Below are 24,359 nucleotides of genomic sequence, written 5' to 3'. Positions count from 1 at the left end.
ACGGTCAGGCCCCGATCGTCCCGAGATCGGCGGCCGTGCGCCCGTATCCGGGCGTGGTGAAACGACGGTCCCAGGCGGCATCGGGCGCGAGCAGCTCGCGCCAGGGGGCGACCTCGACGTAGAGCACGCGCAGCGAGTCGAGCGCGCTGCGGTGCAGGGCCTCACCGTCGGTCGAGACCGCGTCCTCGGGAACCGCGACGTCGAAGTTCTTCATCATGCCGGTGCGCGACGTCGTCTCGACGCACACGTTCGTCTGCAAGCCTGCGACGACGAGGCGGGTGACGTCGAGGTTGCGCAGGATCTGGTCGAGGTCGGTGTTGAAGAACGCATCCCACCGGTGCTTCTCCATCACGATGTCGCCCGGTGCGGGCGCGACCGCGTCGAGGATGCGCGAGCCCCAGTCGCTGTCGGCGCCGATCGGCGACTCGTCGGGCGCGGGCGCATCGGCGAGCAGGCGGCGCATGCTGGGCGTCATGTCGGCACCGTCGGCCCGTGACGTCTGCCGCGTGTAGATCACCGGGACGCCGGCTTCCCGGGCGGCGGCGAGCAGCGAGGCGCACTCGTCGACGACGCGATCGAACTCCCAGATGGGCGGCCAGCCGAGCGCACTGCGGCGCTCCTGCTGCAGGTACATGTTCTGCATGTCGATCATGATCAACGCGGTGCGAGCGGTCATGCCGTTCCCAATCTCGTAGTGTGGTTTGATAGTCCAATTCTGTTATAGAGTCTGGATGTTTCTTCAGTGTTTCCGCTATGGAGGTCTGCGTGTCCGCATCGTCGAGGTCGGCACCCCTCTCGCCCACGAGACGCCGGCGGGTGTTCGCCGTGCTCGTCGCGGCCGCCGCGCTGACGATCCTCGACGTGTCGAAGCTCGGCATCGCCCTGCCCGCCATCCAGGCCGATATGGGCGGCGACCCCGCCACGGTGCAGCTCATGCTCGTCGGCTACACCCTCGCCTATGCCGCCACCCTCGTACCCGCGGGGCGCATCGGCGACGTGCTCCCCCGCCGCACGGTCTTCCTGGTCGGCGCATCGATCTTCGTCGCTGCGAGTATCGCGTGCACGGTCGCTCCAACGACGGAGCTTCTCGTCGCCGGCCGGATCGTCGAAGGTGTCGGGGCCGGCCTGCTCATGCCTCAGGTGCTGGGGCTGATCCAGCGCATCTACCCTGCCGCCGAGCGTGCCCGCCCGCTCGCGACGCTCGCCGCCGTCATGACGGTCACCTCCCTCGGCGCGCCCGTGCTGGCCGGGGTGATCATGGATGCCGCCGGCGATGCCCTCGGCTGGCGCCTGCTCTTCGTCGTCACCGTGGTCGCCGGCGCTGTGGTCGTCCCGCTCGCCGCGGTCATGATCGTCGAACCGCCGTCGGTGCGACGCGCGGGCTTCGACCTGGGCGGAGCGACTTTGCTCGGACTGGGAGTGGTGCTGGCGATCGCGCCGCTGTCGGCGTCGTCCGGATCACTCCCCGACACGCTCTGGCCGTATCTGATCACCGCCGCTGGCTTCGTGCTGATCTTCGTCTTCGTGCTGTACGAGCGCCGCGTGGCCCGTCGTGGCCGAGAGCCCCTCATCGATCCCGAGCTGTTCGGGCTTCGCCACTTCGGCTCCGGAGTCGCTGTATCGGGGTTCATGCACGCCGCCGCGACGGGTGGCACGCTCATCGTCACGATCGCGCTCCAGCAGATCGTCGGATTGTCTCCTCTCGAGACCGCCCTGTGGATGCTCCCCTCGGCCATCGCGAGCCTTGCGGGCGCGTGGATCGCCTCGCGCGTCGGCGCGACCAACGGCCCGCTCGTCGCGATCGGCACCGCCACCGGAGCCCTCGCCCTCGCGGCCATCGGCTTCGCTTTCGGCTTCGTTCCCGCCGACGAGCTGCCGTGGGTCGTCGTCGCACTGCTGAGCATCAGCTCGCTCGGCGCCGGAGCGGCCGCGCCCGCCAACCAGGCCCGTACCCTGCAATACGCACCGGAGCACCGTTCGAGCGTCGCCGGATCACTGATCCAGTTCGCCCAGCGCTCCGGCTCCGCCATCGGCATGGCCGCCGCAATGGTCGTCTACTACACGTTCTTCGCCGTGCCCACGATCGGCGGTCAACCTGCGGCGGGGCCCATGCTCGCCCTGTGGGTCGTCGCCGGCCTCCTCGCCGTCGGCGGAGTGATCGCGACGATCGACCATGTACGCAATCGACACACAGTCGACATGCTTGGGGAGGGTCCCGGCCCCCACGGCTCGATAGGCGACCCCGTGGATGCCGGATCGCCCCGAGGCGAATTGCTCAACGGCACATCAGTCCCCCGCTGATGACACAGATCGCATCGCATGCCCCGGAACACCCGATGACCCGGGAGACAACGAGGAAGCTTGGCGGCAACGATCAAGCCTGATGATGGCTTTCGGTGTCGATCTCGTGTGCGCCGCTGTTCGGGTCGACACCCCTGTGCGCTGACGCCCGCATGCACGCCACGCGAGGAACCCCGGCCGCCTGAGCGGGTGGCCGGGGTCCGTGATGAGCGACGACTCAGCCGGCGCAGCCCGGGGCGTCGACGGCGACCGGAGTGTCCCGGACCATCGGGGTGTGCCACACCTGAATCGGCCCGTAGGGCTGGTCTGCGGCGCCGGTGAAGTTGGCAGTCACCGTGTGCGACGTGGCGGGGTCGTTCACCACATTGATCTTCACCGCCGGGCGTCCCAAGTGCTCGATGGGAGTCGCGTTGACCGGATTGCCGTCGACCGCCGCGGACGTGAAGGTCGCTCCAACAGGCCCGTAGAGGACGAGGTCCGTGCTGATGACGCCCTTCGGGAAGTACTTCGCCGGGGAGATGTAACGAGCGAGGTCATCAACGTCTCCCGGTTGCAGGGTCGAAGTCAACGACGAGGAGACGGTGAAGCTAGGCGAGGTCGAGGCGTCCACACTGCACACGTCGGACGACACAGCCACGGCGGTGTCCATGTAGTAGTCGAGCTTTCCCTCGGTGATGTCGTTCACGTAGGAGCCGACCATCGTGATCTCGGAGTTGTCCGACGGCAGCTGTCCGGTCATACGGCTCCCCGCGATGATCTCAGCCTCCGCTGGCGACGTCGGGACGTACAGAATCCGCCCCTCATCGGCCGCTCGGGCCACCTGATCGACGAGCGCCCGGGGATTGGATACCGACGTGATGGAGTCGAAGACAGCCCCGGCCGCCGCCGCGAAGTAAGCGTCTTGCACGAGAGGATTCGAGTACCGAAAGTAGACCTCGTTCAAGAGAGACGACACGACGTTCGACGAGTCAAGGTTGTCACCGTTGGGAAGCGTGACCGCTCCCGTCGCATTCATGATGTAGCTCAGCGCGACCGGGTCGATCGAGAGGGTGCCGTCGATGCGAGTGCCGAACTGCTCCTGCCAGAACGCGCCCATGATGCGTGCGGAGTCAGGAAAATCCGGAGTCGTCGTCACATCTTGCATGTAACGACCGATCTTGTCGCCGTACAGCGCGACGGCCGCGGGGTCGAGCTCCACGATGGGGTTCGCGCGACCGTTGTTGAAGTCGGTGCTGGAAGCCTGCTGCGTGATGGCGATCGATCCGTTGTCCGCGGTGATCATGACAAGAGAGGCGGGGTTTCCTCCTGTGCCTCGCGACTCGGCATTGTTCTGCACGAGTACGAGGTAGTTGCGGGGGCCCTCCGCTCCAAGGATGCCGGGGAGCACGGATAGCGTCTTCTGCGCCGGCTCGACGATCGGCTCGATTTGGGCGAGCGCATCGTCCAGCTGAGCGACCCCGGAAGCGACCTGCTCGACCAGAGCGGTCTGGTCGATCCCATCGACGGTGGCGCGGGCCTCCGCGAGTGACGATGCCGCCCGGTCGAGAATGTCGGACGCAACATCGAGCTGAACAACATCGATGCGCCCTTCCTTCGGCGCGAGGCTCGAAAGACTCAAACCCGAGGCGGGCTCGAGGGCGTTCACGACGAGGTCGTCGATCGTCTCCGCCACTTCCCTCACCGCTGTAAGGTTCTGGCCCGCGACGGGGACAACCTCGCCGAAGCGCCAGAGATCTCCGTCAGCCTGCGCCCTGGCCTCGGCTGTGAGTTCCTTCAGGCGAGCGACCGTCGACTGCGCGCCGTCAGTGTCACTGGCGAGCACCTGTTCCTTCGCGGTCGACGCCAGCGGAATCGCGGACTGGAGCGCGTCGCGCGCGGCGAATGCGCGATCGGCGATCCCCTTGGCCATCAGTCCGCCAACGACCCCCACCGCGATGATGAGCACGAGAACTCCGACAGGAACCCAGAGGCGGAAGCTTCGCAAAAGGGGGCGTTTTTGCTTGCGCGTGCGGCTCTTCTGGCGGTTGCGACGGGTCTCTTCGGGCACTGCCTCATCTTAGAAGCTCGATCCTGCACGTCCACCGGTCGCATTTCGCGTGTCGAGCGCCCGCCCGCACCTCGTTTACACACTGGACACACCCTGAAGGTAGCCTGGGTATCTGCGATGTACCGAACGAGGGGTGCGGTGTGACGTCGGAGGCAGGATACGTGGTGCGGTCGGCGGAGACGCCGGACGATCAGTCGCCGAGCGCGGTAGGTGAACTCCCCGCTCCCACAACAGCCCCAACGCCCACATTCGCGGGTCCGAAGGACTGGCGGCCTGCCTATGCGAAGCGCCTACGGGTGACGGACCTGATCGTCCTCATTGCCGTGGTGTTTGGCGCGCAGGTCATCTGGTTCGGCACCGGCAATGTCGAGGTCGCGATTCGGGCCGACTATCGCGTCTCCGAACTGTCCTACTGGTACTTCTCCACCGGCCTCGTCCTGGCGTGGATGCTGGTGCTGCATCTGATTGACTCTCGCAGCCACCGTGTTGTCGGCACCGGTATGGACGAGTACAGGAAGGTCGTGGATGCGAGCTTCCGCCTGTTCGGGTTCATTGCTATCTTCGCCTTCCTCTTGCAGGTGGACGTCGCGCGGGGCTTCCTTCTGATCAGCCTGCCGGCGGGTGTCATCGCCCTGGTGATCGAACGCTGGATGTGGCGCCAGTGGCTCTTGCGCCGGAGGCGCCGGGGCGAGTACTGCGCCCGAGTGCTGCTCGTCGGGTCTGAGCAGTCGGTATCTCACATAGCATCCGAGCTCGCGCGAACACCGCAGGCCGGCTACTCAGTAGTGGGCGCCTGCGTCCCGAGCGGGAGAATCGCCCAGGTCATACCCGGAACGTCCATCCCGGTCATGGGGCACGTCAGCAACATCGAAAGGGCCCTGCGAGTCACAGGCGCGGACACCGTCGCCGTAACCAGCACCGACGATCTGCCTGCTGCCAAGGTGAAGCAGATCTCCTGGCAGTTGGAATCAGGCCGCCAGCACCTCGTCCTAGCCCCCAGCATCGTCGACATAGCTGGCCCACGTCTCCACACTCGACCGGTCGCCGGCTTGCCATTGATTCACGTAGAGACACCGCGATTCAGCGGCGGGCAACGTTTGGTGAAGCGCATGGTCGATTTGGCCGCGAGCACACTCGGTGTGCTCGCCATCAGCCCGATCCTCGCCTTGCTTGCTCTCACCGTTCGACTCACATCCCCCGGCCCCGTGCTGTTCCGGCAGAAGCGAGTCGGGCTGCGTGGCCACGAGTTCACAATGCTCAAGTTCCGCTCCATGGTCGTCAACGCCGAGGAGATCCTGCCCACGCTGATGGCGGAGAACCGCGATGCGGGCAACGAGGTGCTTTTCAAGATGAAGAACGACCCCCGCGTCACACCTATCGGCCGGTTCATGCGCAGGTACAGCCTTGACGAGCTCCCCCAGCTTTTCAATGTCATCGCTGGCTCCATGTCACTCGTCGGCCCCCGTCCCCCACTACCGAGCGAGGTAGAGCAGTATGCCGACCACGTTCATAGGCGCTTCTTGGCCAAGCCGGGCATCACAGGGTTGTGGCAGGTGAGCGGCCGTTCCGCCCTCTCATGGGAAGACTCGGTCCGCCTGGACCTTTCTTACGTCGAGAATTGGTCGCTACTGGGCGATATCGTCATTCTCGCCAAGACCGCCCGGGCCGCCGTCGCCCCAGGCGCCACCGCGTTCTGAACTCCCCCTTCCGCCGAATCAAGGAGCACAACTTGTCCGAGAAGCGCCGCGCGCTCGTCACGGGTATCACTGGCCAAGACGGTGGCCACCTGGCTGAACAGCTGTACGAAAAGGGGTACGAGGTGTTCGGCCTCATCAGGGGCCAGAACAACCCTCGCCGTGCTGCGGTGGAGGCCGAGTTCCCTCACGTAACCCTCATCGAGGGCGACCTGACTGACCCGACTTCGCTCGTGAGGGCCGTCGAGACTTCAGACCCCCACGAGCTCTACAACCTCGCTGCAGTCAGTCACGTCGGATACTCGTTCAAGAACCCGACGCTCACCGCGGACGTTACAGCCAAAGGTGTCCTGAACATCCTTGAGGCGGTCCGGATCACCGACCGGGCGCGTCACACGCGTGTGTACCAGGCATCGACATCCGAGATGTTCGGAGGTCTTGACTACAACCGGCCGGGGGCGGGCTATAACGAGCAGTCCCTCTTTCACCCTCGCAGCCCGTACGGAGTCGCGAAGCTGTACGGCCACTGGATCGCGAAGAACTATCGCGAGAGCTACGACATGTACGTCGCCTGTGGCATTCTCTTCAATCATGAGGGCGAGCGTCGGGGTGTCGAGTTCGTGACGCGAAAGATCACGGATGCCGTGGCGCGTATCAGCCTGGGACTTCAATCACACATCGAACTGGGCGATCTCTGGCCGAAGCGCGACTGGGGCTACGCAGGCGACTACGTGGACGGCATGTGGCGCATGCTTCAACACGATGAACCGGACGACTTCGTCCTCGCCTCCGGCGAGACCCACTCGATTGAGGAATTCTTGGCGCTCGCGTTTGCGGAGATCGGCGTGGATGACTGGCGTCCCTACGTCCGTCAGAACCCGGCGTTCCTCCGGCCCGCAGAGGTCGACATCCTGCTCGGTGACCCGTCGCGCGCGCAGGATGTTCTCGGGTGGCGCCGTGCTGTCGACTTCCCCGGCCTGGTGAAGCGGATGGTAGAGCATGACGTCGCCGTGCAGTCTCAAATCGCGGCTGTCGCGACGTGACTGCACCCACACTGCTCATCACCGGGGCGAATGGCTTCGTGGGATCGCATGTCGCCGCGATGGCAGCCTCGCGGGGACTGCGTGTGTGGGCAGCCGGCCGCGAAACGCGCCCCGCAGCACGATTGGAGTCGTTCTGCGATGAGTACTTCTCGCGGGATCTGAACGAAGAGTGGCGGATCCCGGAGGGCGCTGACTATGTCGTCCATCTAGCGGGACTCGCAGCAGTGGGGCTCTCCTTCGATCGCCCTCAACGCTACATCTCTGTCAACAGCAGCATCATGACCAACATGTGCGAGGCGTTTGTCCGCCAGGACAAGAAGCCGCGCATAGTAGTTGTGAGTTCGGGGTCGGTCTACGCTCCCCCCAAGGACAAAGACGAAGCGCTGGATGAGTCCTCCCCCTTAATCGCGAACTCGCCGTACGCGGTAGCCAAGATGCTCGTGGAGAATCAGGCCGCCTACTATTCGAATCGCGGACTCGACACGGTCGTTGCGCGACCCTTCAACCACATCGGCCCCGGCCAGAACACCGGATTTCTGGTCCCGGACCTGACGCTCGCTCTGGAATCACTGCCAGTGGGCGAGGTGATGCACGCAGCGAATCTCCATGCGGCCCGGGACTTCACTGACGTCCGAGACGTGGCGAATGCCTATCTCACATTGGCGTTGGCGCCATCTCACGAGCATCAGACATACAACGTCGCGTCCGGGGTGGCGCACAGCGGGTTCGATGTGCTCGAGACACTTTGCCAGCTCATGGAACGTCCGGTACCGGAAGTTCGCATCGATTCGAGCAAGCTGCGACCGACCGATCCCATGCGTATTGCGGGCAATGCCGAACGCCTACGCGGTGAGTTCGGCTGGGAGCCGGAGATGCATTGGAAGCGCTCAATCGCCGACTTCCTGGGCGAAAAATCGAAAGTGGAGAACCGTCATGCCTTCTACCCCGGATGAGCTGGTGCGCTCAGTCGCAATCGCTCACGATTACATAACGCAGCGCGGGGGCGCGGAGAAGGTGGTCCTCGCGCTGCACCGAGCCTTCCCTGAGGCCCCTGTGTACACCACGCTGTATGAGCCCACCCTCACCTACCCAGAGTTCGCAGACGTGAAGGTCGTACCCTCGAGACTGAATCGGGTCGGCCTCTTCCGTAGATCGCATCGACTCGCGTTGCCCTTCCTCGCCCGCGCGGCCAACAGCGTGCGCGTTCCCGCGAAACACACGATCGTAAGCTCGAGCGGTTGGGCTCACGGGTTCCGGACAACCGGCAGTAAGATCGTCTACTGCTACTCGCCTGCGCGCTGGCTGTACCAGAGTGACGCCTATCTCGGCACAACGAAGATGAGCATGCAGCGCTTGGCGCTGCGCGCTCTATCGGGACCCCTGAAGCGTTGGGACCGGAGCAAGGCGACTACCGCCACTAAATATTTCGCTATATCGACAGTCGTTCAAGAGCGGATACGAGACGCCTACGGAATTGAGGCAGAGGTCCTTCCGGCACCGCATTCAGTTGACATTGCCTTGCCGCAAGAACCAGCAGATCTCTCCTCGATCGGGTCACCCGAGAAGTTCTATCTCTGCATCTCACGACTGCTTCCGTATAAGAACGTTGATGCCGTCGTTGAGGCATTCAACACCTTGGGGCATCCGCTCGTGGTCGTCGGCGCGGGCCCCGAGGAGAAGCGTCTTGCAGGCCTTGCTGGACCGAATATCGTGATGCTGAAGGATTTGACCGATGGACAGATCCGATGGCTGTATCAGAGATCTGAGGCAGTCGTCTCTGCGAGCTACGAGGATTTCGGGCTCACGCCTATCGAGGCCGCTGCCTACGGCAAGCCTTCCGTCGTCTTGAGGTGGGGCGGTTTTCTCGACACCATCCGAGAGGGAGAAACTGGCGTGTACTTCGACGCGCCCACAGCTGAGCAAGTGGCCGCGGGCGTCGAAGCAAGCCGCTCCATCGATTGGGATGCGGACCTCATTCGCCGCCACACCGAGCTGTTCTCTGAGGAACACTTCGCGCAGCGTTTGCGCGAAGAAATTAAGACTATCGAAGCCTCGAGGCCCCGATGACTCTAAACGTTGTCTTCGTGGACCATTCCAGCGAGCGAGGGGGAGCAGAATTCGCACTGGCGAGGCTGCTGTCTGTCGCGGACCCGAGTTGGACTGCCACCCTGATCGTCCCGCCGGCAAGCGCTGGCGACGATGATGTGTTTGCTAACATTCCCCCGCGCGTGACCGTTCTCCGCCGGGGCCCACGACACACCGCTCGGGGTATCACGGGGAAGGGCTTGAGGGCGAACGTCCTCCTCGCGGCGCGTCTACTCCGGTCGGCATCCACCCTCGCCGCGGCGCGCGCGGTCAGGAATGCAGATGTGGTGGTTGCCAACACCACCAGGTCCGCCGTGTATACCGCGCTGGCTTGCACAGTCCTCAGGAAGCCTTACGTCGTGCATATTCGCGACCTCGTGAACAGCGACGGTGTGGGTTCCGCTGCCACTGCCCTGATGAGAAGGATCGTATTGCCACGCGCGTCAGCCGTGATCGCGAACTCTCGGGCGTCTCTATCGCTTGTGTCCCCGTTCCTTCACAAAGGCGCGTTGGGCGCCGTGGTCCCGAGCCCGGCCGGTTTGACGATATCGGACGATGACCCTCGCCCTGACTCAAGGGAACCGAGAACTATCGGAATGGTTGCCCGGCTGGATCCGTGGAAGGGTCAGGAGCTGCTCGTGGATGCGTTCGCAGATGCCTTTCCCGACGGCGACGTGCGACTCGTACTGTTCGGCGGACCGTCCTTCGGACATGAGGGATTTGTCGATCGGCTCCAGGAGCTGGCTCGATCGCGTGGTGTAGCCGACAGGCTGGACCTGCCGGGCCACGTGTCGGATGTTGAAGCAGCCATTAAGTCGCTCGACATCTGCGTCCAGTGCTCGCTCCGCCCGGAGCCATTGGGCCAAAACGTCCTCCAGTACCTAGCGGCCGGCAAGCCCAGCATCGTCTCGAGTGAAGGCGGCCCCGCTGAGTGGGTAGAGGACGAGGTGAACGGCCTCGTGTTCTCAGCGCGAGATCGATCTTCTCTCGCGCACTCGCTGCGGCGCCTCGCCGCGGACGGGGAGCTGCGTTCGAAGTTGGCGATCGCAGCGCGACGAACTCCTGACCTCCTCGACGACAGCAGCGTAGCTCGTGAGATCACGGGTGTCCTCGAAGCAGCTAGCGGGCGGCGGTCGTGAAGATCTGTTTCGTAGCTGCTCCGCTGATTGCTCGGAGCGGGGTCTACAACTCTGCGACCGAGCTCGTGCGGGCCGCGCGCAGTTCAGGGTACGAATGGTCCGCCGTGCTCGGAGTTTCTTCGGCCGCGGCTGGTGTCTCGTCTCGGGATGAGCCAGGCATCACTGAGATCGTGACCGAACCGGGTGGCTTCGTCGGGGTGAGGAGGCTCGCCCACCGACTTCTTTCTCTCGAGGACGTGAGATCTGCGGACCTCATCGTGACCCTGGTTCCGCAAAGTGATATGGCGTTGGCTCTCACCGATATGCCATGGGTCGCCTATCTACGAGGACTCCCCTGGCCGGCCAGAGGCGAGGCGGGGCTCGCAAAGTCCGTGGTGTGGCGCGTTCTAGAGAACCTGGCCCTCCGTCGCGCGCGTGAAGTCTGGGCCACCACGCCGCTCCTCGCCCGTGAGACGGGCGCCGTCGTCAACCGATTGGTGCCTCCCGGAATCGCCAGCCCGGACTCGTCAGATGGCCCGGCCGACGGAAGCGAAATGTTCGTTTGGGCGGCTCGATACTCCGCCGACAAAGACCCTCAGCTCTTCGCCGATGCCCTGCGGGGAACTTCCCTCGGCGGAGTGATGTACGGCTCGGGCCCGTTGGAAGATGAACTACGCGCCTACGCACCATCGAATGTCTCGGTCCCAGGCTGGGCAGACCGCGGGACGCTTTGGCGTGAAGCACGAGCTTATGTCGGCACGTCCACTCGCGAAGCATTCGGACGCAGTGCAGTCGAGGCAGCCATGCTTGGGGTACCGCCCGTCGTGTCGGACGCCTTTGGATGCGCGGAGATGCTTTATACGGACGTCACGCTCAGGCGCGAGATGGTGGTGGAGTCGCGCGATCCCCGAGCCTGGCAACGGGTTCTCCTTCGACTCCATCAGGACGACGATCTCCGAACAGAAGCCTCACTACACGCGCAAGAGAACGCTCGGCGTCTGACCATTTACGCATCCGTCGCGGAGGTGCAAGCGGCAGCCGACGCCCGGATGACTCGCTGAAGCGGGCGATCACCCGGGAGCAAGCTTCGTCAAACACAAAGGGAGCGGACGGCGGCGTTGAAGACGACAAGACCATCCGCAGGGCTCCCATCGACCACCTGTGTCCAGGACTCCGGGTCCGCATCAGTCCTGCGACTACACGCCTCGCGGCCGAAGCTCAGGAGGTCTGCGTCCGAAGCCTGCGCCAGCACGGTATCGGCGGGAAGATCGTCTCTCACCAGAGCGAGGAAGAGGTCCTCAGACGAGGTGCTATCGACTTCGGCAGGTTCCTCTATCTCGCGCACACCACGATCGTCCACGGGGAGCTCGTCTACGACCTGCTGATCGCTCCGACCACTACCCGCCGCATCCCCGGGAACGCTCGCCACCGGAGCCGACTCAGCCGAACTAGGCTCGGCCAGTTGCCGGAGCATCGAGGGAAGCACGACCAAAGCTACGGCAACGCTGAGGCATACCACACCCAACCCCAGCAGAGTGAGGCTCATTGGTCCAGCCGCCAGCACACGTGACCGACGCCATGTGAGCTCGCCATCCGTTACACGACGATCGCCGGATACTGCGATCCAAACTGCAGTCGAGCACAAGATCAGCGTCAGGACTATTGCGGCGACGGTCACAGTGAGAAGCAACTCTCTGCTCCTCCCCCTGGCGTGGTGGCCCCCTGGATGCCGACAGCCGGCCTCAGACCGAAAGCTCTCGCCATGATGTCCCTGTCCAAACGAGATGGAGCTGGCCACCGGCTCTCAAGTCGCGACTCGTTACGCCGTTGAGCGATGTACCGTAGTTCGACCCGCTCCTGACAGTGAGTACTGCATCGTTCCGCGTCGACGCAACGAGAATCGTCAACCTTTGACCGATCGCACGAGCCTTGCCCAGCTTTCCCAATACCCGAGAGGTGCCATCGCTCAGATTCGCCAGTAGCACAAGATTGCTGTCGGGAGCACGGGTGATGGCGTTCATCGGGGCCGTCAAACCGGCGTTGTCCACGGTCACCGACCCCGAAGAGGACAGCGACGCGCGCGATGAATCGTTGACGACCAGGGTGCTCCACCCGAATGTGCACCTCGCGGTGTCGGCGATAGGGCCAGGCATGACCGGGAATGGACGCTCCATTTCCACACGCGCGTCGATATCCGTATTGGCGTCGGTCTCGAAGGGGCCGATAGCGCATTGTGTCGCAAAGAAGCTGCTTGCTTTCACGCGAACATCTCGCATGATCACGAGGGAGTAGGGAGAAGGTGTTGATGCGGAAGAACGGAAGATTCGGTTGCGGTTGTTTTCGACCCGCGCGACGGCCTCGAAATCGAAAACACCCCCGGAGATCTCCAGCCGCGAGTTCGTGTTCTGCACGAACACAAACATCGGCAGATCACGAGCGACGGCTTCGAAGTTTCGGACCCGCACTCGCGAATTGGTGAAGACTGCGAACCGCGCCACCCCGCGTGCCACAATCCCGTCTACAGTGAGATTCTGCCTCTCGTCCTGGATTCCCTGCCGCACATGAGAGCTCTCCCTGATGGATGTCTGCAGCGCTACACGAGATCCTTCCGCGAGAAAATTCGATACGTATATCTCTCGACTCTCTCCGGTGCCAACTCCGCCACCGACCTCCGTGAAAACCTTCAATGCGACATCGCCACCGTACACGGCACAGCCGACGACACGGTGCCCCGACCCACGGAGGGCGAACCCCGAAGAAGTGGTGACTCGTGCCACGCAACCTTCGAAACTCACACCGTAAGACTCGTGATGGGTATCGAACGCCGACCCTGAAGGATGTGCCACTTCCATCGCGACAACTTTCGCGAAGAAAGTGCGACCGTAGAACGAAGGGTATGGCGAATTCGCAGTGGTTTCGGTGGACTTGTCCGAGTAACCGTGACGGACGAACCGAGCGACGCCACCCACGATGACACCACCCGAGCTACCGACGTCGTGGATGCCGTACCCGAAGACGGACGCTGCCGGCCTGTTCACCGCATTTCCCAGATCGGCGTTCTCTATATGATATCCGACGCATGATCGCATCTGAATACCGATGCCGACGGCGCGGATGATACGCACGCCGACGAGATGAGGCGCTCGCAACGAATCACATCTGATGGTGCATTCTGGCGTTGTGTTTATGGCGTAGGTCGCATCACTCACGTCGAACGCCAGCCCGACGACCGTGATCGTCTTATCGTCTAGACGCGCGACTCTGACATTCGTCCTATAGTCTTCAATCGGCTGGCCCGACAGCGTCAAGCTTCGACCTGAGACCGCCAGTACTCTCATGTACTCGCCGATTCGGGGCACCGAGGATGCACCCGGTCTGGCTCGTGCACCGGGGATCTCATCGTCCCCGAGCAGCTTGACCAGGTCGCCGGGTACCCAGCTTTGCTGGGTGGCGACGGTGATCCGCGTCACACCGGTCGCGACGCCGTCTACCTCTATCTGCTCAGTAACAACTTGACCCGTGATGGGCACCGGCGCGCTGTGAGAACCGTACGCGCGCAGTTGAATCCCATTGTGTCCGTCACGAACGAGCACAGCCTGTCCGTGAGCTGCGGAGATCGTGATGTTCGCGGGAGCTTCCAGCGACTTACCCATCCGGTAGCGGCCAGGAGGGATGAAAAGGGTTCCGCCCGGCGCCACCGCCGAGAGAGCCGCCTGCATAGCGTCTGAACACTCCGCCGCGCCTGAAGGGTCCAATCCCGGGAAGGACTCCGGGTTCGCAACAGTGACGAATCCGTCGTAATCAGCTCTCGATAAGGCGCCCACGTCCTGTGCCGTCAGGACCACGTCGCCGGTCTGCGCGTTGACCGAAGTGACCTCCCCCGCCGCGCGCGCGGACTCCGGCGACCCGAACGTGCCCCAAGCCGTCACTCCCGCGACGCCTGCGACGCTGGCGGCTATGAATCCACGACGCCCGTGGACCGCGCCACGACGTCCCTGAGGTGAAGCGGGGTCCCAATGCGGGGTGTGATGCACGACAACCCTCCGAAGCGAGGTCTAGCTCGACGACAATCCCTAGGTTGCCGACACTACAGCTTCCCGCACCCTGAGAGACTCTCCCGAGTGAAGATCGTCGAGCTCGAATCGAACGACCAGATGTGTAGCCCACTCGGGCAGACGCGATACCGGTAACGGCGATCTCAGAACTGTCCAATCAGAGTCGCCGTGTGGCTTCAGCCTGGTCGACGGCCCGATCGACTCTGATCTCACGACCTGGTGCGTCCCCCCTCGCAGAACCGCGGCCTCGAACGACGCGACCCCGCCCGAGGACTGATCGGAGAAACCATACTCGAGCCGCACTCTAGGGATCTCGCCTCGGCCCATCGGAACGGCGAGCCCTACCTCAAGTGAACGAGAGCTCTGCTTCCTGATCTCCAGACAGCGGGCCTTCCCGATTTGCCGCACTGAGAAACCTTCCGACTTACCGGGGGCTCTAACGACGTCGCCCTGGATGAAGAACCAGTCATCAACGACCACGTCCTTCTTGAAGTTCCCATCGGCGAGCAGGTTCGACGACTCACTGACAACTGTGAAGCTGCGGTACTTCACACCCTCCGTCAACTCGCCTCTTACCGATGTGTATCCCTTGCCGGATGCGAAGTACTCGGTCGTGGTTGAAAGGTTGGTCATCCAGACGTTCTCGAAGATGCTACCGGCGACGGCCGACGAGTCGTTCGAGAGTATGTACGGAGTGGCAGCCGGCCCCGACTTCCCCACTGCGGTGATTTTTCCCAGCTGCATCGCCACCCCGCCTGTGGTCCCAGACACTTGGATCGGCACCGTTTCGGTGGATTTGTTGTACTCGAGGTGGGAGGCCACCACGTGGGCACGTCCCTCCGTTGCTCGAATGAGCACGTCGCAGTAGTCGACGGAAGTCCCGATCACGAACACCTCGGCAGACCGCGAGCGAATCTCGATTCCGACCTCCGAGTCGAAGACTGTGGATGAGAGAAGCTCGATACGTTCGCCCGAGTTGAAAGTGTCCTCGCGCACGAGCAGGCAAGTGCCCGACTTGCCGATCATGCAGTTGAGCAACGTGACGCAGTAGGCGTTACTACCGATCGCAACGCCTGTTCCGAAGCCCTCGACCGCGACGTTGGAAAGCATGATGTGAGCGACCGCAGACTTGCCCTCTACGGTCGGGTTCGACATCTCGATGCCGACGGACCCAGTGGACCTGCCCGGTCCCCGTAGGCGCACTCCGGTCAGGATCTGCCACGGCTGGAAAAGCGGCTGAACCATCGACGAGAAAAGCTGGACGGCCGTGTCTGCGGGCGATAGTCCAGTGGCGTCGATGACCGTACGCTCTCCTACGATCCGATGGAGCGATACATCGATCTTCAACGTGTTCGCCAGCTGGATCGTGTCGCCGGGCTTGAGATAGATGACTCCCGCCTGAGCTCCGAGGATAGCGACCGCTCGCGATATCGACAAAACCGGGGTGTCTCTGGTGATACCGCCGTTGCCGTCGTCACCGTCAGACGCGACGTACACTCCCCAACCGCCGCCGGGGTCCACCGTCACACTCGGGGCACCTGCCCCCGGGGTGGATTGCGCAAGTGGGCTGCCGATCGCGGCACCGACACCGCCGACGGCGAGAATGGACGCTCCGGCGAGTAGTGTCTCCCGGCGCGTGGAAGGACGCGAGAACCAGGAGCTGCTCTCGTTCGTGTCCTGCTGACTCATCTAACCGGCTTTCTTTGCTCCCGGCAGACTCCGCGGTGCGACGTCAACGTGAGTGCCCCATGAGGGACTCGCTCGGTGAGCGCGCATCTTCAAGATCCGCCGGCCGCCGTTGCGCATGCGCGGTAACGAGAATGGCGAAGATGAGGGGCAGCCAGTACGTCGGCTGGTTCAGGAACGCGGCCGTGAAACCAAAAACCAAGACGCCAAAGGCCGCCGAAACGGGCCATCCGCCCTTGCCGCGACGGAGAGCCCGGGCCATGAGTGTGAGAACGACGAGCGCCACGAGAGTCAACCACAGCACGACGGGCAGCCCGCCTTGGTACCACCCTCGAAGAAGAAAGTTGTGTACAACCGTGGTGCCATCAAACGTGCCGGCGTTGAGCGGATCCATTCCGACCCCGACTACGGGACTCTTCTCGATCCACCGCCATGCCCATTCGTAGGTCTGGTCGCGAATATCGAGTGATGCGGCGCCACCGCTCCCGTCACTCTCTCCGGTGACGACAAGCAGGCGGTAGCCGATCGACGAGAACAGAGTATCCTCGCCCGGCAGGAGAAGCTGGGTGGTCGCGAAACCGCCCGCCAAGATGATGATCAGCGACACGGCCGTGCCGATCACCCGCCGCGCTGCAACAACACCGAAGCCGACAGCCGCAACCGCCGCCAAAATGGCGCTCAGGCTACCGGTCGAGACGAGTACGAGAGCGTTCATCAAAGCGACGACGCCGAGGAGCCAGCGACGCGCCGGCGTCGCCCGCCCCCATAGTGCGATGGCGGCGACGATGGCGAGAGCCGCCATGACACCGAGAGTGTTGGGATGGCCAGCGAGCCCCGTGGCGCGGCCGAAGATCAGGCCAGCCCCAACGTGGATACCGGCGAACTGTGCGACGCCAGCCAGCGCAGAAACTGTCTGGCCAGCGATGAACCACCCCGCGATGACAGCCATTGATCGCGGGCGATCAGCCATCAGCCTTGTGAGGACCGGCGGGAGAAGGAGGCACATAGCAGCGAGCGACGCTCCGACCAGGAGCGAGCCTCTCACCGAACTGTTCGTACCCGAAAGGGCGGCCCCGAGAGGCACGAGCACGGCACCCGTCGCCCACAACCAGAGGAAGGGCGGGCGGCGCAGGTAACCCAGCAGGAAACAAACAGTCAGGAAGAGGTCGATCGCCAGGACGAGTCCCAAGGGGTCCGCACCGAAGGCGAGGCGGGATGCTGGCAGGACCGCCGCGAGAGCTGAAAAGACCAGGAGACTCGGCCCTGCAAACCAGAGGTTGCGGGGTACCCGTTCGCTTATCGTGACGTGACTCATCCGATCGTCTCCTGTGCAGGGAACAGACGGCTCTCCAACGCGGGCGTGAGGAACTTGCTGAATGTGGCGGTGAGGTGGTGAGCGTCCCGGTACACGAGCATATCCCCGATGACCACAGGGCAAGATTCGAGGTTGCATAGGTAATCGTTCAAGTCGATGTAACGCCGACCGACTGCTTCGACCGCGTCGTGCTCCTGTGCCGCGACGTCGGCTCGCAACGCAGCCTCCGACGACGTCGCGCACTGGGCGGCATCGTTCAGGTGGCGCGAGAGGCATAGGACGGGATCCTCCAACTGTCGCGGCGTGTCCTCGATGACCACAACATCTGAGCTCGAAGGCATCGCATCGATCGCGCGCCGCGTTCCATCTGCCCACACCTCAGCGGTCGGCCTGCTTTGATCCACGAAAGACGTCGGTTCCGTGGAGCTAGGGCTGAAGTTGGAGAGGATGATCATGTCGGGTGATTCCTCCCTCAGATGGTCCAACACCGCTGCTCGCCACTGATCGCACTCCCAGTAGGCGCGTCCCTGGAACTTCTTTGCGACGAGATTCGATGAGCAACTCGACTTTGAATAGGACTCAAGCCGGATGCCCCTCTCGCGCGCAATAGTCTCCAGCGCCGGGAACCAGTTCGCCGCGTGAGAATCACCGAACAGGACGACGGTCACGGGCGAATCGACGTCGCCAAAAGCGCAGACCTGGAAGCCCGTCTCGCTCTCGGTCTGATGGCAAGGAGACGAGTAGACGCTGGCGTTATCATCTCGCGCTCCCATGAGGCCAGGCCTCACGTTAGCCGGGACGAACTCGGTCTCAAGAGGGAACTCCTCTGGGCTGGGCGGGCTGATCGCAACCTCTGAGCTCCCGTACGGCGCCCTCTCCACGAGAGCGCGTGTCACCACTGCGGCCCCAGACAGCACGAGCGCACTGGCGACTGCGAACGCGACAACACGCTTCGGCGCGCTCCTGAGAGCAGGCCGATGCCGCAATGGCGTCTCGACTGTGCGGTACAGCACCCACCCGGCGGGCACCGCGACCGCTGCGACCAATACCCGACCCCAGAACGGCAGCTCGTCACCGGAGGCCAACTCCGGGATGAGAAGCATAGGCCAGTGAACGAGGTAAACGGAGTAAGAGATATCCCCCAGACGCTGCGCGGGCGAGATGGAAAGTAGACGCGTAACCGGAGAGACGACACCTCGCGCGCCGCCGAATATCAGTAGCGCGGTGCCCGCCACCGGCAGAACTGCCCACGGGGCAGGAAATCCTGCGTTTGCGTCTATCACGACAACGCTCGCCACAATCATCACGAGACCGACCCACGCGCAGGTAACACTCAGCCACTTCGCCCAGGAGCGACTCGAGACCAATACGGTCGCGACGATGCCACCCACAGCAAGTTCCCACGCACGCGTCGGAAGCGAGTAGAAAGCCCATGGTTGCGACGATCCCATCGTCACAAGGCAGAGACTGAATGATGCAATCGCCAGCCCGAGAATCATCACGGTGACGAGCGAGAGGCGCTTGCGGGCGAACCACACCAGTCCAGCAACCAGAAGCGGCCATATGAGGTAAAACTGCTCTTCCACACCCAACGACCAGAACTGCTGGAAGAGGGAGTCAGTGCCGCCCGCGAGGTAATCACTACCCCGATATGCAAAGTACATGTTGGGCACATATAGGAGGGCTGCAACTGCGGCGAGCAGCTCGTCCGGCATCATGACGCGCGGCACGAAGACCAGACCCGCAGCTGCCGTGAGCACGATGACAGTGACGGCGGCGGGCAACAGGCGCTGGACGCGGCGCGCATAGAACCGCACGAAGCCGATGCGCCCCGTCTTTAGCTTAGATTCCAGCAGGTGCGTCGTTATCAGGAATCCAGAGATGACAAAGAATATATCGACGCCGACAAATCCCCCGCCAAAACCAGGAATGGAAGCGTGATAGAGAAGAACAAGCAGAACTGCGAGAGCACGAAGGCCCTGCACATCAGGCCGAAATTTGCCGCCGGCTTGCCCGTCCCCAGAGCGCTCGAGATTCGACGGACTAGTTGCCGTCATCAGCGCGCCCCACCTCGTACACCTCACGCTCGCGCCCACGACGTATCTTTCTCAGCAAGCCGATTGGTCCGTAGAGGGTTGCCACCCACAGCATGTGATAAACCCGGGCGATCCTCGTACGCGACGAGCGAGACCTAATGCGGTGAACCAACTGGAGAAGCTGCCGACGGTCTGACGGGGAGAGGTACTGATGGTGCTTCGCCATGTAAAGCTCGGTACCTCGGGCACGCCTCTCGTCCACTGCGGTGAGTTGACCGAGACGGTGCTTACGCTGCATCACCAGGCGCTTCGCAACGACCGCGTACTTGAAGTGAGCACGCAAGAATCTCGCAAAGAAGTCCGTATCGTTCTTGATGGGGAGGTCCTCATCGAAGCCGTTGAGCTCCCGGAAAACCTCTGCCCGAATGACGAAGCTACTCCCGGTGATGCCGGGGTTCACCGCAATCACGTCGGCAGCAACGAGCCCACCGACCATTGCATGGCCGGCTTTTTCGTGCTCATCACTGAACTCGGTGATCCATGAAACCACCAGATCAACCCGATCGTGGGACATCAAAGCTAGACATGAACGGAGGAACTCGGGGTCCCACTTGTCGTCGTCGTCGAGAAAGGCGACGCAATCGGCAGAAATGTTCGATGCCCCGAAGTTTCGCGAAGCGGAGGCGCCAGCTTTCCCATGCGGCGTCTCCACGTACCGTATCGGAATCTCCGACTCGATCGCGAGTTCAGCGCAGATCGCTTCCGCGTCCGTGTCCAAGACATCGCTAGCGACGATGATCTCCACAGGAGAATAACTCTGCCTTTGGACCGACTCGATCGCCTCCCGAAGGAACTCTCCCCGCAGATGCGTGGGGATAACACAACTCACGGACGGCAGCGTGTCACTTGTCATCTTGGCTCCTCTTAACTCTTAGCGCCGAGCGAATGCTGATCTGGCGATACGCACCATGGATATAAGGTCTCTTCTGATGGGTGGCACGGCGAGCGCGGACAATGACCAGAGGGCCAGCGCTGCGCCTAGCCCACCGAGAACGGCGAAGATTGGCCCCACCTTGTCATCGATCGCATGCGACACGAGCCAGGACCCGATGACAGCGGGCGCAGTGAATACAACGATGGCGCGTGTCGCATCCTTGAACAGAGGCGCCGCGGAAAGGCCGGCTCGTCGGCACGCCCACCATAGCGATACGACCCAGTAGACGACGAGCCCGATCGCATAGGTGGAGGCGACTCCAATTGCCCCCCAAACGACCCCGCCGACGACCACTACCGCCAGCGCCGGTTGCGCGATGAGGAAGTACTTCATCTGCGCACTCGCGAGCCCCTTCGATACATATATCCAGTAGCAAACCTGCGAGAGCGCTCGGAAGATCGCCCCGATTGCCAGAATCTGCACTATAAGTCCCGTGAGTCCCCAGCCATCACCCAGGACAATTCGAGTGACGAGGTCTCCCATCCCCGCGAGCAAGCCGAAGATCGAAGCCGTGGCGTAAAGCGTAACGAACTGTGTTCGACGGAGCGCATCTGCGTATCGCACCGCATCGTCCCGGACCCGAGCGAGAGTCGGGACCGCTACACGGGACAGCGGAGCGTTGATCTGATTGATCGGCATCATGACGATCTGGAATCCGCGGTCATAGAAGCCGAGCGTCGACGGACCCCAGACTTGGCCGATGGCGATGCTGTCAACGTTTCGAGTGAAGTATCCGACGGTCTGCGTGACAGCGATTCTCCATCCGAATCCGACAAGCCCGCCCATCGGAGTCCGGGTGGGCAACGACGGCAGCCATCGAGCGAAGCTGAGCGCGAGAGCAAGCGTCATGATCGCGATCACGATTTGCTGCGTCACGAGCGCCATAACCCCCCAGCCCGCGAGGGCGGCAACGATTGCACCGGAGAGGCCGAGAGCGTAGGGGGCAACATCGATCAAGGAAAGACGCACGAACTGTAGACGACGATTGACCACTACTTTGAACTGGGTCGAAGCGCCGTTCAAAACGAAAGTGAGACTCATCCAGTGAGCGATCTCAGTCACCTGAGGCTCACCGTAGAACGCCCCAATCGGCCATGCCGCGAAGTATGTTGCTAGCGCGAGGATGCAACCTATCGAGAGATTGATCCAGAACAGATTGGACTGCTGACCCTGCGACACATCCTTTGCTTGAAGAGCAGCCATGGAAAGGCCGAAATCTCTGAAGATCTCAGCGACTCCGACAATCGCGATGACCATCGCGAACAGGCCAAAATCACGCGGTTCCAACGCTCGCGACAAGACCACGATCGAGAGGAGCATCGTCGCGATCTTGATTGCCTGGAACACGAGCGTCACGAGGCCGCCTCTGGCAGCACTGCTCGTCAGGCTCCGCTCAGCCACTGATGGCGCTCATGATCTCTCGCGCTCAAGACGCTGGAGTGCACCTCGAGCGAGTGAACGGGCGTGCGCCGACAATTCGATTATCCGATCATTGGGCGGCAGTTCAATTTCTTGATGCAGCTCGAGCTCATCTGCGTCGAAGCTCCACGACTGAAGTCCGGCCGGAGCCAGGGTCCGCTTAAGCTTTTCTGCCGATCCAGTGCTCAACCCGATCGGCACGGCGCCATGAATAGCGCCCAGGACTAGAGAATGCAAGCGGTCACTAACGACGGCTCGCGAATGGCTATAGACATCCGCCATGATCTGCAGCCGGGCAGCGTGATCCTCATCTTCGCTCCACTCCCGAACCTCGGCTTCGATTTCGAGGAGATCAGCGATGGCATGAAGCCGGGCGTTGTCACGGCGCACCTGAGCGATGAGCTCGACCTTCAAATCATCTCGCCGAGCGACGCTCCGCACGAGTCGAAGCCAGTGCTCGCCGGGCAACTGCCTGTCGCTCCTCATGTTGATCGCAAGCACCCGACGATCCCCGGGGTCGATTAGCGGCTCGATGGCGAACGCCCAGTCGGGTTGGACTTCTCCGACGCCGACGGCAGTCGCAGAAGCCTGATCGCGCCAAGTGACGACAGAAGCTTTCGACAATGATCTGACGAGCGCTTCCGGCGGAACTATGTCGGGCGCCTCTCTGACCCCGAGGCCCATCTGCGTGAACGCACCGCCCGTCCACCGCACCATACGTGCCAGTGTCCTCAGGCGGCGCCCGAGATACGAGTGCGTTGCGGTGAGACGCGCCTCGCCGGCGTTGAGTGCGAACACAGGTCGCCGCAGAGTCACGGCGTTGAGAGCTAGGGAGGCTTCCCAAGCTCGGGACGATGAGAAGACCTCGTCACCGGGTCGCAGCCCGAGTCCGCTGATGTAGTCGCTTGTAGAACCAGCCAGGTTGATGCGCAAGCGACCTAATGGTCGCAGTGCCTCGAGATATCCGCGTCGGAGGAGAGAGTCACCTAAGTTGTCGGTCTGGCCGGTGGCTGACACATAGACAGATCTCATGCCGGGGCTGTCCTCTCCTGGGGGGTGGCTTAGCGACGGCTCCAGCGCCTCAGTCAGCGATCACGTCGAGCGACATGTGCGGTACCGCACGTAGCCGCCGACGAGGCCGCCGAAGGGCAAGCATACCGTCGCATTGTTTCGAGCCCACGACCTGCCGTTGGCTGGCGCTTCTCAGATGTTGCCACCGCAGCTCGAGGGCCGAGATGGAAGCTGCATACATCTCTGCCTGACTGCCCCCCCACCCCCCCCCGGTTCGATACCGTTCACGCGGGAGGCAGCCTCATAACCGATGAACTCGACCGCGAGATGCTCCACGCCGTCGCGGCCTATCTGAAGCGCGTCGCCGCGTCGGAGAGCGACGACCAGCACGCGGTGAAACGAACACCGCTGGGCGACGTCGTCTCCGAGCATGTGGGTGCGGATGCGTCGCAGATCGCGGTGGTCGCGGAGTCGATCGCCGATCATCGTCTCGTCGATGCAGAAATCGCTCTCCAGAAGTTGGCCGGGGCGGAGGGGACGCTCATCGGCGTCGGTGGTGGTGAGCAGCGACTGCATCAGAGCTTCGCCGAGCTGATCGCCAACCCGTACGCGCGTTTCCAGACGGGTCCGGTCGACTATGCCGAGCGCGCGAGCGGACCGTCGAGCACGCGCCGGGTCGTGGCGATGGGCATCTGGCTCCTCGTGTTCGAGGGGACTCCCCTCGCGATGCTGCAGCGCGCGGCATTCCCCCGCTCCGGTCGCGACTCGGCGACCCTCGAGGTGCTGGCCGACGACCACGACGTCACGAGCGCGTTCCTTGCACAGGTGCGCGAAGTGATGATCGAGAAGAGCGTTCTGCGCGGCCAGGTGCTCTCCTTCCAGCCCACCCAGTTCGGCCACGAGGCGGGCGCCACGTTCCTGCCGCGACCGTCGGTGGCGGCCGATGACATCGTCCTGGCCGACGGGGTGCTCGACGAGGGGCTCACCTTGTCATCGGGATCGGCGAGCATCGCGACGAGCTGCGCCGTTCGGGTCAGCATCTGAAGCGTGGCGTCTTGCTCTACGGCCCGCCTGGAACGGGCAAGACCCTCACCATCTGCCATCTGGCCTCGCGCGCGACGGATGCGACCGTCAGCCGCTGCTGTTCGAAGTGCTCGAAGCGCTCGACGGGCTTGCGGGCGACGCGGACGTCACGTTCGTGATGACGACGAACCGGGTCGAGGTCCTCGAGCCCGCTCTCGCGGAGAGACCGGGACGCGTCGACCTCGCGGTCGAGATCCCCCGCCCCGGTCGCCGTGAGCGCGAGCAGTTGCTGCGCCGCTACGCCGGAGGTCTGCCCTTCTCGGATGCAGCGATCAGCTCGGCCGCTGCCGCCACCGAGGGAGTCACGGGGTCCTTCGCGAGGGAGCTCATCCGCCGTGCTGTGCTCGCCGCCGCGATCGAAGGCCAGCCTGTGACGGATGAGCATCTCACTCGCGCGCTCGACGGGCTCATGGACTCACGCCAGCACCTCACACGGCGGATGCTCGGTGCCGAGGCGGGCGGCTGAAGAGGC

At 63.2% G+C, this 24,359-nt stretch carries 19 protein-coding genes; 10 read left to right on the top strand and 9 right to left on the bottom strand.

Annotated features, from left to right (window positions below; all coding sequences use genetic code 11):
- Positions 1–4 precede the first annotated feature (4 nt).
- Complete coding sequence (locus MTS1_RS12045) at positions 5–676, bottom strand: cysteine hydrolase family protein (protein WP_023954201.1); 672 nt, start codon at positions 674–676, stop codon at positions 5–7.
- Between the two features lie 140 nt (positions 677–816).
- Between MTS1_RS12045 and MTS1_RS12040 the strand changes: the two genes are divergently transcribed.
- Positions 817–2,301, top strand: a complete 1,485-nt coding sequence (locus MTS1_RS12040; RefSeq protein WP_023954199.1) for an MFS transporter — start codon at positions 817–819, stop codon at positions 2,299–2,301.
- Between the two features lie 217 nt (positions 2,302–2,518).
- On the opposite strand, the gene MTS1_RS12035 is transcribed toward MTS1_RS12040, so the two are convergent.
- Positions 2,519–4,348 carry a DUF4012 domain-containing protein gene (locus tag MTS1_RS12035; RefSeq protein WP_023954197.1) on the bottom strand — a complete coding sequence of 610 codons (1,830 nt, stop codon included), beginning with the start codon at positions 4,346–4,348 and terminating at the stop codon, positions 2,519–2,521.
- A 140-nt stretch (positions 4,349–4,488) separates the two neighbouring features.
- Between MTS1_RS12035 and MTS1_RS12030 the strand changes: the two genes are divergently transcribed.
- From MTS1_RS12030 to MTS1_RS16340, 6 genes are all read left to right on the top strand, one after another.
- On the top strand, positions 4,489–6,045 hold the full coding sequence (locus MTS1_RS12030) for a sugar transferase (protein ID WP_023954195.1): 1,557 nt from the start codon (positions 4,489–4,491) through the stop codon (positions 6,043–6,045).
- A 32-nt stretch (positions 6,046–6,077) separates the two neighbouring features.
- Positions 6,078–7,085, top strand: a complete 1,008-nt coding sequence (locus tag MTS1_RS12025; protein ID WP_023954193.1) for a GDP-mannose 4,6-dehydratase — start codon at positions 6,078–6,080, stop codon at positions 7,083–7,085.
- A complete protein-coding gene (locus MTS1_RS12020) occupies positions 7,082–8,038 on the top strand; it encodes an NAD(P)-dependent oxidoreductase (protein ID WP_023954191.1) in 957 nt (318 codons plus the stop codon). The genes MTS1_RS12025 and MTS1_RS12020 overlap by 4 nt, the downstream gene beginning before the upstream one ends.
- A gap of 100 nt (positions 8,039–8,138) precedes the next feature.
- On the top strand, positions 8,139–9,152 hold the full coding sequence (locus tag MTS1_RS12015) for a glycosyltransferase (RefSeq protein ID WP_233494924.1): 1,014 nt from the start codon (positions 8,139–8,141) through the stop codon (positions 9,150–9,152).
- Positions 9,149–10,309: a glycosyltransferase family 4 protein gene (locus MTS1_RS16345; protein WP_023954187.1), complete on the top strand. Its 1,161-nt coding sequence runs from the start codon at positions 9,149–9,151 to the stop codon at positions 10,307–10,309. Before MTS1_RS12015 ends, MTS1_RS16345 begins: the two co-directional genes overlap by 4 nt.
- Positions 10,310–10,479: 170 nt before the next feature.
- Positions 10,480–11,349 carry a glycosyltransferase gene (locus MTS1_RS16340; protein WP_081731789.1) on the top strand — a complete coding sequence of 290 codons (870 nt, stop codon included), beginning with the start codon at positions 10,480–10,482 and terminating at the stop codon, positions 11,347–11,349.
- A 681-nt stretch (positions 11,350–12,030) separates the two neighbouring features.
- On the opposite strand, the gene MTS1_RS16525 is transcribed toward MTS1_RS16340, so the two are convergent.
- From MTS1_RS16525 to MTS1_RS16335, 7 genes are all read right to left on the bottom strand, one after another.
- Positions 12,031–14,217 carry a putative dehydrogenase gene (locus MTS1_RS16525; protein WP_023954181.1) on the bottom strand — a complete coding sequence of 729 codons (2,187 nt, stop codon included), beginning with the start codon at positions 14,215–14,217 and terminating at the stop codon, positions 12,031–12,033.
- Positions 14,218–14,361: 144 nt separating this feature from the next.
- The gene (locus MTS1_RS11995) at positions 14,362–16,032 is read right to left on the bottom strand and encodes a hypothetical protein (protein ID WP_023954179.1); all 1,671 of its coding nucleotides are present in this window, start codon (positions 16,030–16,032) and stop codon (positions 14,362–14,364) included.
- Positions 16,033–16,075: 43 nt separating this feature from the next.
- Entirely contained in the window at positions 16,076–17,344 is a 1,269-nt protein-coding gene (locus tag MTS1_RS11990) for an O-antigen ligase (protein ID WP_023954177.1), read from the bottom strand.
- Positions 17,341–19,401 carry an acyltransferase family protein gene (locus MTS1_RS11985; RefSeq protein ID WP_081731788.1) on the bottom strand — a complete coding sequence of 687 codons (2,061 nt, stop codon included), beginning with the start codon at positions 19,399–19,401 and terminating at the stop codon, positions 17,341–17,343. The genes MTS1_RS11990 and MTS1_RS11985 overlap by 4 nt, the downstream gene beginning before the upstream one ends.
- On the bottom strand, positions 19,388–20,293 hold the full coding sequence (locus tag MTS1_RS11980; RefSeq protein ID WP_023954173.1) for a glycosyltransferase family 2 protein: 906 nt from the start codon (positions 20,291–20,293) through the stop codon (positions 19,388–19,390). Before MTS1_RS11980 ends, MTS1_RS11985 begins: the two co-directional genes overlap by 14 nt.
- Positions 20,294–20,311: 18 nt before the next feature.
- Positions 20,312–21,730 carry a lipopolysaccharide biosynthesis protein gene (locus MTS1_RS11975; RefSeq protein ID WP_023954171.1) on the bottom strand — a complete coding sequence of 473 codons (1,419 nt, stop codon included), beginning with the start codon at positions 21,728–21,730 and terminating at the stop codon, positions 20,312–20,314.
- Between the two features lie 54 nt (positions 21,731–21,784).
- Positions 21,785–22,726 (bottom strand): polysaccharide pyruvyl transferase family protein, encoded by a 942-nt coding sequence (locus tag MTS1_RS16335; RefSeq protein ID WP_158497466.1) that lies wholly within the window; start codon positions 22,724–22,726, stop codon positions 21,785–21,787.
- 405 nt (positions 22,727–23,131) lie between these two features.
- On the opposite strand from MTS1_RS16335, the gene MTS1_RS16520 reads away from it, so the two are divergent.
- The 3 genes from MTS1_RS16520 to MTS1_RS16510 are packed head-to-tail and all read left to right on the top strand — an operon-like array spanning position 23,132 to position 24,353.
- Complete coding sequence (locus tag MTS1_RS16520) at positions 23,132–23,848, top strand: hypothetical protein (protein ID WP_023954167.1); 717 nt, start codon at positions 23,132–23,134, stop codon at positions 23,846–23,848.
- A gap of 11 nt (positions 23,849–23,859) precedes the next feature.
- Positions 23,860–24,006 (top strand): AAA family ATPase, encoded by a 147-nt coding sequence (locus MTS1_RS16920; protein WP_158497465.1) that lies wholly within the window; start codon positions 23,860–23,862, stop codon positions 24,004–24,006.
- Positions 23,955–24,353: an ATP-dependent 26S proteasome regulatory subunit gene (locus MTS1_RS16510; protein ID WP_023954165.1), complete on the top strand. Its 399-nt coding sequence runs from the start codon at positions 23,955–23,957 to the stop codon at positions 24,351–24,353. The genes MTS1_RS16920 and MTS1_RS16510 overlap by 52 nt, the downstream gene beginning before the upstream one ends.
- Positions 24,354–24,359: the final 6 nt, after the last annotated feature.

This window comes from Microbacterium sp. TS-1 (assembly GCF_000509385.1).
Taxonomy (GTDB): Bacteria; Actinomycetota; Actinomycetes; order Actinomycetales; family Microbacteriaceae; genus Microbacterium; species Microbacterium arborescens.
The sequence above is the reverse complement of the archived record's forward strand: the minus strand, read 5'-3'. Positions and strand labels throughout refer to the sequence as shown.

Excerpts from the sequence above, each read along its gene's own strand:
- MTS1_RS12045 (WP_023954201.1), bottom strand. The coding sequence starts at position 676 with ATGACCGCTCGCACCGCGTTGATCATGATCGACATGCAGAACATGTAC.
- MTS1_RS16345 (WP_023954187.1), top strand. The coding sequence starts at position 9,149 with ATGACTCTAAACGTTGTCTTCGTGGACCATTCCAGCGAGCGAGGGGGA.
- MTS1_RS11995 (WP_023954179.1), bottom strand. The coding sequence starts at position 16,032 with ATGAGTCAGCAGGACACGAACGAGAGCAGCTCCTGGTTCTCGCGTCCT.
- MTS1_RS11990 (WP_023954177.1), bottom strand. The coding sequence starts at position 17,344 with ATGAGTCACGTCACGATAAGCGAACGGGTACCCCGCAACCTCTGGTTT.
- MTS1_RS11985 (WP_081731788.1), bottom strand. The coding sequence starts at position 19,401 with ATGACGGCAACTAGTCCGTCGAATCTCGAGCGCTCTGGGGACGGGCAA.
- MTS1_RS11980 (WP_023954173.1), bottom strand. The coding sequence starts at position 20,293 with ATGACAAGTGACACGCTGCCGTCCGTGAGTTGTGTTATCCCCACGCAT.
- MTS1_RS16520 (WP_023954167.1), top strand. The coding sequence starts at position 23,132 with ATGCTCCACGCCGTCGCGGCCTATCTGAAGCGCGTCGCCGCGTCGGAG.